At 68.2% G+C, this 11,149-nt stretch carries 8 protein-coding genes; 1 reads left to right on the forward strand and 7 read right to left on the reverse strand.

Going from position 1 to position 11,149, the window contains the following annotated elements:
- Positions 1-1,288: type VI secretion system Vgr family protein (locus ACE3P6_RS20010; RefSeq protein ID WP_374398190.1), on the forward strand; the 1,288-nt coding region annotated here is incomplete at its 5' end.
- Between the two features lie 140 nt (positions 1,289-1,428).
- On the opposite strand, the gene tagF is transcribed toward ACE3P6_RS20010, so the two are convergent.
- From tagF to tssG, 7 genes are all read right to left on the reverse strand, one after another.
- Complete coding sequence (tagF, locus tag ACE3P6_RS20015) at positions 1,429-1,956, reverse strand: type VI secretion system-associated protein TagF (protein WP_374398191.1); 528 nt, start codon at positions 1,954-1,956, stop codon at positions 1,429-1,431.
- Positions 1,938-5,474 carry a type VI secretion system membrane subunit TssM gene (gene tssM, locus ACE3P6_RS20020; RefSeq protein ID WP_374398192.1) on the reverse strand — a complete coding sequence of 1,179 codons (3,537 nt, stop codon included), beginning with the start codon at positions 5,472-5,474 and terminating at the stop codon, positions 1,938-1,940. The genes tagF and tssM overlap by 19 nt, the downstream gene beginning before the upstream one ends.
- Positions 5,475-6,941, reverse strand: coding sequence for a type IVB secretion system protein IcmH/DotU (gene icmH, locus ACE3P6_RS20025; protein WP_374398193.1), 1,467 nt, complete (start codon positions 6,939-6,941; stop codon positions 5,475-5,477). It lies immediately after the preceding gene.
- A complete protein-coding gene (gene tssK, locus ACE3P6_RS20030) occupies positions 6,938-8,269 on the reverse strand; it encodes a type VI secretion system baseplate subunit TssK (RefSeq protein WP_374398194.1) in 1,332 nt (443 codons plus the stop codon). Before tssK ends, icmH begins: the two co-directional genes overlap by 4 nt.
- Before the next feature lie 33 nt (positions 8,270-8,302).
- Positions 8,303-8,767 carry a type VI secretion system lipoprotein TssJ gene (gene tssJ, locus ACE3P6_RS20035; protein ID WP_374376920.1) on the reverse strand — a complete coding sequence of 155 codons (465 nt, stop codon included), beginning with the start codon at positions 8,765-8,767 and terminating at the stop codon, positions 8,303-8,305.
- Positions 8,757-10,262, reverse strand: a complete 1,506-nt coding sequence (tagH, locus tag ACE3P6_RS20040) for a type VI secretion system-associated FHA domain protein TagH (protein WP_374398195.1) — start codon at positions 10,260-10,262, stop codon at positions 8,757-8,759. Before tagH ends, tssJ begins: the two co-directional genes overlap by 11 nt.
- A partial coding sequence (tssG, locus tag ACE3P6_RS20045; RefSeq protein WP_374398196.1) for a type VI secretion system baseplate subunit TssG occupies positions 10,259-11,149 on the reverse strand: 891 nt, incomplete at its 5' end. The genes tssG and tagH, both read right to left, overlap by 4 nt.

Genomic DNA, 11,149 nt, shown 5'->3' on the forward strand with positions numbered 1-11,149 from the left:
CGGGGTTCGGCTGAAACTGCAGCCGCTGTCGCTGACTTTCCGCCCGGAACGCCGCACGCCGAGGCCGCTGATGTCGGGGCCGCAGACGGCGGTGGTGGTGGGACCCTCGGGTGAGGAGATCTTCACCGACGAATACTCCCGGGTGAAGGTGCAGTTCCACTGGGACCGGCTGGGCGGCAAGGACGAGAACTCCAGCTGCTTCGTCCGGGTCAGCTCGGTCTGGGCGGGGTCGGGCTGGGGCTTCATCCAGATCCCCCGCATCGGGCAGGAGGTGATCGTCGACTTCCTGGAGGGCGACCCGGACATGCCGATCATCACCGGTCGGGTCTACAACGCCGCGCAGATGCCGCCCTACGGTCTGCCCGGAAGCGCGACGCAATCGGGCTGGAAGTCCAATTCCTCGCCCGGCGGCGGCGGCTGGAACGAAATGCGCTTCGAGGACAAGAAAGGGTCGGAAGAGGTCTATTTCCAGGCCGAGAAGGACCACAACGAGCTGGTCAAGAACAACGAAACCCGCACCATCGGCAACGACTTCGCCGAGGATGTGGGCCACGACGCCAAGCAGGACATCGGCCACGACCGGACCGAGACGGTGGGCCACGACAAGTCGGTGACGGTGGGCCATGACCAGACCACCAGCATCGGCAACAACGACACCGAAAGCGTGGGGGTCGACCGCGCGCTGACGGTGGGGTCGAACGAGACGATCAGCATTGGCTCGAACTCGACCGAAACCATCGGCTCGAACCACACCCAGACGGTGGCGATCATGCAGACGATCACCGTGGGGGCCGCGCGGGTGGATACGGTCGGCGCGACCGAGACGCGGACGGTGGGTGCGGCGCAGACGATGACCATCGGCGCCAGCCGCGACGTGACGGTCGGAGCGTCGGAGACGCATTCGGTCGGGTCGGACGACAGCTGGACCATCGGCGGCAAGCGCACGGTATCTGTCGGCGGCGACGAGTCGATGACGGTTGGCGGCAACCAGACCGAGAACGTCTCTGGCGATGTGGCGCTGAAGGTCGCGAAGGGGCGGGCGACCGACATCACCAATGCCGAAATGGTCAATGTCGGCAAGGACATGGGGGTGAAGGTCGGCAAGAAGTTCATTCTGGACGTGACCGACGAGATCACCCTGAAATGCGGCGACGCGCAGGTGACGATGAAGAAGGACGGCACGATCACCATCAAGGGCAAGGACATCAGCCTTACCGCCTCGGGCAAGATAAACGCCAAGGCGGACGGGAACATCACGATGAAGGGCGCGAAGATCAACCAGAACTGAGCGGGTCGGGGCGGTTTTCGAATCGAGCGCGTTCCGCGCGTACCTTTTGTCTCGCGGTTTCTCGTGAAGGACGAGAAACCGCTCGGACGTGCCTCCGGCGGGGATATTTGGGCAAATGTGAAAGGCTGGATCGGGCGCGCTCAGGCTGGAGGGAGGAGCGCGCGAAGGGCGATGTCCGGGTTTGCGGGATCGGCGGTGAACGCGTGCTCCGGGGTCCAGAGATCCATCGGGCCGCTGGCCTTGCCCTGCGGACTGGGCGCGGGAAGCGCGTCGAGGGCGAGCCAGAGCGGGTCGGGAGCAAGGGTTGCCGGGTCGAGGGCGAGGGCGGCATCGCACCAGGGATCGATCTGGTCAGGGGTCAGGTCGCCTTCGGCGATGAGGAGAAGCGACAGGGGAAACTGACGCCCCGCGCTGTCCTCGCTGGGGGTGATCACTCCGGCGGCGAGGCGACCGCCCGAGGGCAGGCGGAAGCGCAGGCCCCCTTCGGGGAAGCTTGCGCCTTCGCGTTGCAGGGGGGCGATGTGGCGGGTCAGCCAGGCATCCCAGGGCTTGCGGAAGGCAGCGGGCAGGCCGCGCCAGACGAAATCTCCGGTGGCAGGCAGCTTGCCGTAGAACCCGGCCAGCGGACGACGTTCGTCCTCTTCCGGCGTCAGAACTTCGTCGGGCATTTGAAGTTGCCGAACATCTTCAGATCGAGGGGGTTGTTGACCGAGTCGGCGCGCATCTCGAAGCTGGCGGAATAGCCCGAAAGTCCGAGGCGAAGGTTGAAGACCTCGGGCAGATCGGTGGCCGAAAGGTTGCCCTTGCGGATCAGGCGCAGCCAGGCCCAGGCACCGGTTTCCGCCGCGAGCATGTCGCCGGTCCCATCCGTCGGCCTGAACGTAAGCGTGACCTGATTCGTGCCGTCCGGGCCCGGCCAGGTCATGTGCATCGGCAGGGCACCCGCATTGGTGTAGGTCAGGACCTGGTTGTCCACGCTCAAGGTGACGCTTGTCGCGTTCGGCGCAAGATCCTTGGGCAGGAGCGTGAAGCCGATCACCGGACCAGCGCCCCCGGCAAAGAGGCCGTCACGGATCGACCGGGCCCGTTCGAATGGGGCGAGCAGCGCATTGTCGAGGCCGAAGTCGGCACGCCAGGCCCAGGGTTGGGCCGTGGTGTCGATGTAGGGCAGCAGGTTGTCGGTGACGAACTTGTCGATCCGCGCTCCGGGGGCGAACAGCTCGCGGAAGTCGGCGACGTTCACGTCGATGGCCGAGGCCGGGTCGAAGGGATAGCGGCCCTCGGTCGCCTTGACGCAGAAGTCGTAGACATCGGCGCGCCAGCGGTCGTTGAGCTGGCTGACGACGGCCTCGCGGTTGATGGCGATGGTCTGGCCGGCAATGCCTGCGACCCAGTCATCCAGCGGATCGGGCAGGGATTTGGCGGCATTGGCGACGGCGCCGGTCAGTTCCGGCAGGCCGCCACGCTCGAACAACGTCTTGTCCCCGGTTCCCGAATTGTTGGCCGTCGCGATCTCGTTCGCCAGCCCGGCGAGTTGCAGACCGACGTCATCCAGTAGCGGTGGCACGCCGTCGACCTCCTCGATGGCGGCTTTCAGCGGCGCGAAATGCAGGGCCACGTCGCTGCCGGGGGGCGGGCCATCGGCGACCCCGCCGGTCGAGGTGGCAAGCTTGCTGCCCGCCTTCAGAAGCTTGCCGACCTTGCCCAGCTTTGCGACGGCCTTCTTGGCCAGCCCGTCGGTCGCCGCGCTGCCCTCTTCCTCGGGGATCACGCGGGTCAGGTCGACCTCGTCCCCCACGGCGCGGACAAGGCGGCGAAGCGTGCTGTCGGGGCTGGCGAGATCCTTCAGGTTGACGGCTGCGACCTGAAGGTCGGTGATCGGCGCCAGATGGATGTCGCGCAGGATGCCGTCCCATTGGGCGATGAAGTCATCCTGGTAAAGCTTCAGGATATCGGCCTCCAGCGTGGCGACCGGTGCATCGGAGCTTTCGGCGCAGCCGCCCGCGAAGACCTGCTGGTCGAGCGCGGCGGTGGCGGCGACCTCGGGGATCAGCGGCAGGACCGTGTTGTGGAAGCCGTCATAGGTGAAGGCGCCGGGCAAGCCGACGCGCAGGGTCTTGTCCGAGGTTCGGGCGAGGATGCGGGTGGCGTTGGGGCCCGCCTTTTCCGCCGGGATCCATTCGGGCAGGGCGGTGACTGCGGGGTCAGTGATCAGCGCGCTGTAGGCGCGAGCGGCCAGCGGGATGGTGCAGATCGATTGCAGCGCCTGCTGGACGAGGGCGTCGTCCGGGGCGATCTTCTTTTCCTCCGAGCCCATGCGGTCGATGGCGGCCAGCTGATGCTCCAGCGCGGCATCGGTCGGGAAAGGGTCGATCGGGGCGTTCACCGGAAGCTGCTCCTGCCACCATCGGGCCGCGAAATCGCGGTCGTAGGGGGCAAGGCCGGTCATCATGTAATAGACCTTGAGCGCGCCGAGCAGGTATTCCGGGTCCCTGATCTGCCGCCACATCGTCGCTTCGAGGAGTGCGACCATCCGGGGCTCCAGGATGTTGCGCAGGCCACGGTCATAGGCGATGCGCTGCGCCTCGGCCAGTTCGGACCGGGCGGTGGGGCCGATGAAGGTGAGCGGCGATGCGGTGACTTCGGTCGCGGCGGCCTTGATCTCGGTGACGCCGTCCAGCGCCAGTTCCAGGTCGAGCGGATCCGTCGGGGCCTGGCGGGCGGCGACATTGGCCAGGCGGCCGGAAAGATCGGCCAGGAGGCGTTCCTGGTCGTCGATGCCGCCGGAATAGCGCAGGAAGCTGAACAGGAACAGGAGCCCGGCGAGGAGGGTGAGCAGCGACGCCCCCGCCAGCGAGCCGCGCCAGAGCCATTTGCGGCGTTCTTCGGCGGCGGCGTCGAAGGTGCCGAGACCAGCCTCGGGAAAGATGAGGTCGGTCAGCATGTTGCGCAGGAAGTAGGAGCGCTTCTCGCCGAACGGGCGGCGGCTGGGGCTGTCGGCATTCAGGCCGAACGACCCTGCCAGTTCGCCCACCAGCCGGTCGATGGGCGAGCCTTCCTGGGTGGCGGAGGTCAGGTAGAAGCCGCGCAGCCAGGGGCTTTCTTCGTAGCGGCTTTCGCCGAAGACGGTGTCGATCAGTAGCTTCAAGGGCGCTTCCAGCCGTTCGACCTGGGCGGGGAAGCGGAAGACCTCGGCCCGCTGGTCGAGGGGCACATCCTCGGCCATGCGGGTGGTGAGGCGGGTTTCGAGGTTGGCGAGCAGCGCCTTGACCTCGCGTTCGATGGTGGTCCGGTCGATGCGGGCATCGGTCGGCAGCGTGGCGCCCCAGACCTGCTCGCGGTCCTTGGTGGGCAGGCTGCCGAAGAAGGATTCGAAGCCGGGGACGAGGTCGACCTTGGTCAGCATCAGGTAGACCGGCAGCTGGATCTGCAGCCGTTCCCGCAGTTCCGCCAGGCGCTTCCTGATCTCGCGGCCATGCTCGCGAACGGCGGTCTCGCCCGCCAGCAACTCCTTGAGCGACAGGGTCAGGATCACCCCGTTCAGCGCGCGCTTGCCGCGGTGCTTCTTCAGCATGTCGAGGAAGCCCAGCCATTCGGCCGAGTCGATTTCCGGGTCGCTCTGTTGCTGGACGTAGCGGCCTGCGGTGTCGACGAGGACGGCGTCCTCGGTGAAGAACCAGTCGCAGTTGCGGGTGCCGCCGACGCCTTTCAGGTCATCCGACAGGTCGATGGGAAAGTGCAGGCCGGACTGGCGCAAGGCGGTGGTCTTGCCACTGCCGGGCGGGCCGATGATGACATACCAGGGCATGTCGCGCAGGAACTTCCTGCCGCCGAGTTTCGACCGTTTCATCTCGGTCAGGACCTGGGCGAACTTGGTGTTGATCTCGGCGACGTTGGCCTCACCGGGCAGCGCGGCCTTGGGCTTTTCGGGCGTCGCGAGTTCGGTCACGAACAGCTGGTTCTTCTTGGCAGCCCGCAGTTGCGCGAGGAGGAGGGAGAAGAGCCAGAGGACGAGGATGACCGCGATGACGATCATCCGCACCAGATCGTCGGCCAAGGGCACCATGTCGCCGACCGAGACGAGGGGGCCGAAGAGCCAGATCAAGGCGCAGAGAAGGACGATGCCGATGAAGGTCCACAACCGGCGGGAAAAGAGGAAGCGGAAGATGGCCTTGATCACTTTCATCTAGAGCTTCTTCTCGATCTTGATCTCGATGCGGCGGTTTTCGGCCCGGCCCTGCTTGGTCTTGTTGTCGCCCACGGGTTCGCTGTCGGCGCGGCCCTCGGCTGCCAGCAACTCGGGTGGCACTCCGTCAGCGATGAGCAGGTCGGCGATGGTCTTGGCGCGGGCCTCGGACAGGCCCTGGTTCGAGGCGAAGGGGTTCGAGGCCTGGACGGGAACGCTGTCGGTGTGGCCGATGATGGTGACCTTGCCGATGACGTCGATGTTTTCCTTGATGCAGTCGGCAAGGGCGTTCACCAGCGGCGAATACACATCGTTGATGTCGGCCTTGGCGCTGCGGAAGACCTCGGGGTTCGAGCCACGCAGGGTGAAGAAGGCAAGGGCGACGTCGTCCTTGCCGGTCAGGGCGGCGGCGGTGTCGGCGGGGGCCTTGGCCAGGCAGGCGGGGACCAGTTCCAGCACCACGGGCTCGATCTTGATCTCGGGCGCGGCGGGCTCGGCGTTGGTGCGGACCGGGCGGAAGATCTCGGCCCGGTCGGGGGGCGGGAGCAGGCGGGCAAGCGCGTAAAGCTGGGTCGCCTTGTTGGAAAGCTGGATGCCAAGTCCGACATAGATGGCGGTGATGACCGCGAGGGCGGCAAGGCCGATGGTCCACAAGGGCACGGCGAAACGGGGCTTTTCGTCGGGAGCGACGACGCCCTGCCAGTGCGGGGAAAGCTCTGCCGCCTCGGCTTCCGGGTTGCGGATGGCGCGGGCGATGGAAGAGCGCAGCGCGAGAAGCGCCGAGTCGCCGGTCCGGCCCTGCACCCGGTGCTTGCCGCGGAAGCCGAGGTTCAGGCAGTGGAAGCCAAGCTCCAGCATCTCGGGGTCGCGGTTGGGATAGCGCAGCAGCTCCTCCAGCCGGTCGAAGAACTTGGTCCCGGCGTCCACCTCGCCCGACAGGCCCACGACCAGCGGCTGGCGCGGCCAGCCGGAATGCCCGCCCCAGGGGGTGTTCAGCGCGATGTCGTCGATCAGCGCGGCGACGAACCAGGCGGCCTGGTTGGCCCGCGTCATCGGGACGCCCATGCCGACCGCAGAGTCGCGGGCGTCGATCAGGTTATCCTGCAGGCGCAGGCGCAGCGCCTCGGCATTGGCGGGGGGAAGCGCGCGTTCCAGTTCGGGCGCAACTTCCAGAAGCGAGGCGAAGGCGACGATCAGCGGGTTCGGATTGGCGCGGGTCAGGCGGGCTTTCGGCCCGCGACCGGCCTGGCCATAATCCTGCGGCGGGGCGTTGAAGGGCTGCCCCCCGTAGCCCTGACCCCCAAAGCCTTGCCCCCCGGATTGCCCGCCATAGCCCTGCGTCGGCGGAGGGCCGCCGCCGAAGGTCGGCTGCACCGGGGTGGTGGCGGGCGTGTTCGACTTCACCGGTCGGATGCGGGTGCGCCCGGCGTCGTTCGACAGGCCGAAGGGATCGTCTTCGTTGCTCATCGGTTCACGGCATAGCAGTCGATTTCCGGCTCCCGCTCCAGCGCGCCCGAGACGCCGATGACGAAGCCGGGCGCGTCGGACAGTTGGGCGAAATGTTCGGACTTCTGGTCAAGCTCCAGGCACAGCCTCTCGCCGTCGTAAGGGATCTCACGCGGCTGGGAGTGGAGGGGTTTCAGCGGAATGCCCGGCAGGCGGGATTTCCACAGCTTCTCGAAGGCATCCGCGGCCCCAACCGTTGCCTGGCTGACGAAGATCCGCCGCAGCATCTCGTCCGACATGTCCGACCCCACCCGCAGGACGATGCGGCTGGACTTCAGGATGTCGGGGTTGTCGATCCGGACCTTCCAGATGTTCTGGGCGTGTCGGGCGACCTGCAGCGCGCGCGACTTCGGCTCGACATGCCGCAGGGACAGCATCAGCGACCGCAGGGTATCGGCCAGCGCGGCGAAGGCGGGTTGCGGGTCTAGGTGGTCATAGGCGGGCAGGTCGGACAGCCTGCGCGAGGACGAGCCATAGGTCGCCATCCGCCCTGCCAGCCCTGCCAGTTCCATGAACAGCTCGGACGGGTGGTGCAGGTTCTGCGCCTGCATGTGGGCCACGCGGGGCCGCGCGGTGTTGGCGAGTTCCAGGAGAAGCAGGTTCTCGATCGACCGCCCGGCCCCGCCGAGGACCAGCTTGCCATGCGCCTCGGCGATGCGGTCAAGGCCGGTGACGACCTCTTGCGCCAGCCCCGCGTACCACGCCACAGCAGAAAGGCAAAGCGCGGGGGCGAGGTAGCCCTCGGAGACGGCGGCCGACCCATCGGCGCGCAATCCCTCGACGCGCGCCACGGGCAGGGCGACGTAGCCCGCCGCGTCCTCGCCCGGCAGGATGAGACGGGCGGCAAGGCGGGCGACCTCCACATCCTCCGGTTCCGCCCCGCCGCGGATGGCGTCGCGGACGGTCTGGATCACGCCCCGATAGCGCGAGCCCGCGGGTTCGGCATGGGCGGGGTCGATGGTGGCGCTGCCCGCGCGTTCGATGGGGATCGCCAGCGCGACAAGGCCCGCCATGTCCGCCTTGATCGGCACCGGCGCGGGGGCGGACATGGTGTCGGGGATCGCGAAGAGGGTGCCGTCCGGGAAGATGCCGCTCGCCTCAGCGATGGCGACGCGGCCGGCATCCAGCGCCGGTTTGTCCAGCACCAGCGACCGGAACCCCCAGGCCTGCATCGGCACGGCCTGGAGCGCGCCGCGCACCAGGCCTTCGGTATAGCGGTCCTGCTGCTGCAGGTGCTGGGTGCGCAGGAACAGCCCCTCGGACCAGACGACCTTGTTCTTGTCACTCATTCTTCAGTCCTGTTCCTGCACGCGCGGCGGAAGTCACATCGGGGTCAGCTTGATCCCGCTGGCGGTCACGTCAAGCGCGAAGGTCACCGTGTCGGTGGGCGAGACCGCAGACTTCGCGCGGAACTGCTTGCCCGCCGGGTCACGGTAGCCCGCAACGACGGCGATCAGCGCCGTGGTCGGGTCGAGCCCAAGGGTCTTCGTCGCCTTGCCGCCGGGGGCCAGCGCGATGGTGTCGGCCTTGACCAGATCGCCGCCCAGCGTGGCCGAAGCGTTCTGGAGCCCGTAGAAATCGGCCCCGTCGAAAGCCCCCGCGCCCCGCAGCTGCAGGATTTGCAGGGTCAGCGGGCGGTCGGCGCCATCCGGGCCGGGGTTCATGCCCGCCGCCCCCTGCGCGACGATGGTCACCGCGCCTGGACCGGCGGGCGCGCAGGCAACCAGCAGAAGCGCGCTGCCACCGACCAGAAAGGCACGGCGTGGAATTCCAGTCTCAATCGTCATGGCTTTTCTCCCTGTTGCCTTCGTATGCGTCCCTGAAATCGGCACCCACTTCGCCCAGGAAACGATCCTCGGCGGCGCGGGCGATGTCCTTGTAGCGGTCGGTATAGGCCTTCCACAGCTTCGCATTCCGCCCGCCCGAAAGCAGGCTTCCCAGCATCCCGAGCTGCTCCAGGTCCTTCTCCACCTCGGCCGGATCGAAGCGGTCGATCATCCGGCGCAGTGCCGACTGGATCGCCACCCAGGACCGGACCTGATGGTCGGCAAGGTCGCGGAAGGCGCCATTGATCGCGGTGTCGGGGTCAAGGTAGCCGGGTCCCTTCGGAGCGACCAGCGATGCGATGACCTCGTTGGTGGAAGCCAGGAATTTCAACGGGTTCACGTCGGTATTGCTGATCACCGTCTGCGCGACGCGGGCGTTCTGCTTTTCCTTGGCGCGGGTGCGCAGCATCAGCATCAGCCCCTCGACCAAGAGGCGGAAGCGCTGGCCCATCGCCTCCATCTCGGCCACAGGGTCGGCGGTGGCGCTGGCATCGAGGCCAAGGCCCCGGAAGAAGGCCTCGCGCAGGCCCGTATCTGCCGCAGCCACCGGGGCAGCGGCGGGCACGGGCTTCGGCGGTTCCGGCGCAGGCATTGCCGGTTCGCCGCGTTGCCGGGTGCGGTTCTCCTCGTCGGTGACGGGCGCGGCGGCCCCCTCGGGGACCAGCCGGAGAGGTTCCGGTGGGGCGGGAGGGGGTGGGGAAGGTTCGACCGCCGGAGGTGGTGGCGCAGGTTCCGGCGCGGCGACCGGGGGCGGCATCGCCCACCAGTCACTGCCTGCGGGCGCGGCGGCGGGTTGCACGGATGGCGGTTCCGCCGCGCGCGGCTTCGTCGGTTCGTCGAAGAAGGCGCCGAAGCCGAAATCGTCCTTCCGGGGCGCGATGGGCTCCGGCACGCTGCCGGTGGGCCGGGCGGCGACGGAACGGTCGAGTGTGAAGGGATCGTCGAAGAGCGGCGGCGGTGGCGCGCGGTCCGGGGTGGTATCGTAGCGGCGGGCGTCGGTCGCGCCGGTGTCGAAGGGCTGCGGCAAGCCCTGCGGACGCTGGACCGGCGCGGGCGGTGTCACCGGCTGCGAGAAGAAGTCGTCATGCGTCATCTGCCGCTGCACCGGGGCCTGCGTCCGGGGCGTCGCCACGGGGGCAGCGGCCTCGATCTCCACCCGGATCACCGTATCGCCCAGTCGCAGGCGCATCCCCGGTTCCAGCCGGGCGGCGTTCCCCGGCCCCAAAGGCTGGTCCTTGCCGTCGATGAAAAGCCCGCCCCGGCTGGCATCGGTGACGATGAACTGCCCCGCCTCGCCGGTGATCACGCAATGCTTGCGCGAGACATACATGTCGGGGTCGTTCAGCTGCCAAGAACATTCCGCCCCCCGACCGATGGAGAATTCGCCCCCCGGATGGCGCATCTCGCGCCGGTCCTGGGGGTGGGGGCTGTGCTCGATGGTCAGGCGCAGGGTCATGCGGCCTCCACTGCGGCGACGTGGTAGAGGCGGAGATCGTCAGCATCCCGCTGACGTTTGGGCGACAGCCAGGTGGTGCGACCAAGCTGGCATTGGCCAAGACGGGCGTCGGGGATTTCCTCGCGCGAAAGGACAAGCCGCAGGTTGAACTCCATCTCGCGGCCCATCGCGTGCCGGATCGCGTGGCGCAGGCGGGCGGTGAGCGCCGGGTCGGCAAGGAACTGGGCGAAGCGCGACAGCGGCAGGGGGCCGACCCGCAGCTCGACCAGCGTCTGCCGCTGGAAGCTGCGCGCGCCGACGACGGCAGAGCGGCCAAGCTGGGCGTGCTGCTTGCCAAGGCGCGATTGCAGGCGGGGCGGGATCTCCGTCCAGGTGCCGAGGAACTCCACCAGTGTGACCGGGGCCTCCAGCACGTCGCCCAGATAGGCGGTCAGCCGCTCGACGCTGTAGACCTGCCGACCCAGCGCTGTCGCATGGCGCAGCTTCAGCCGGGTCTGCGCATCCGGCCCCGTCGGCTTGGTTCCCGGCAGCGCGACCCCCGCCAGCGCCTCGACCAGCGCGCGGACCCGCCCGGCGGCTTCGTGTTCGATCTGCACCTCGGGGCGGGCATCGGCCCAGGCCCGCCAGTACAGCGCCATCATCCGGTGCTGGAGGAGGTTGCAGAAATCGAGGAACGTGGTGTCCGAGGCCGCATCGCTGCCCTCGGTGAACCAGCGGTCGGACATCCGGCCCATGACCCAGCGGGTGATGTGCAGCGGCAGCGCGCCCTCGGGGCCGAGGAGGCCCAGCACCTCGACATCCACCTTGGGCGGCATGCCTGGGTGGAAGCCCGCGACGTCGCGGGGGCCAAAGGTAAGCCGCGCGCGCTGGGCGAGGCGCGCCGGTTC

It is taken from the genome of Tabrizicola sp. (assembly GCF_041911175.1).
Lineage (GTDB): Bacteria > Pseudomonadota > Alphaproteobacteria > Rhodobacterales > Rhodobacteraceae > Tabrizicola.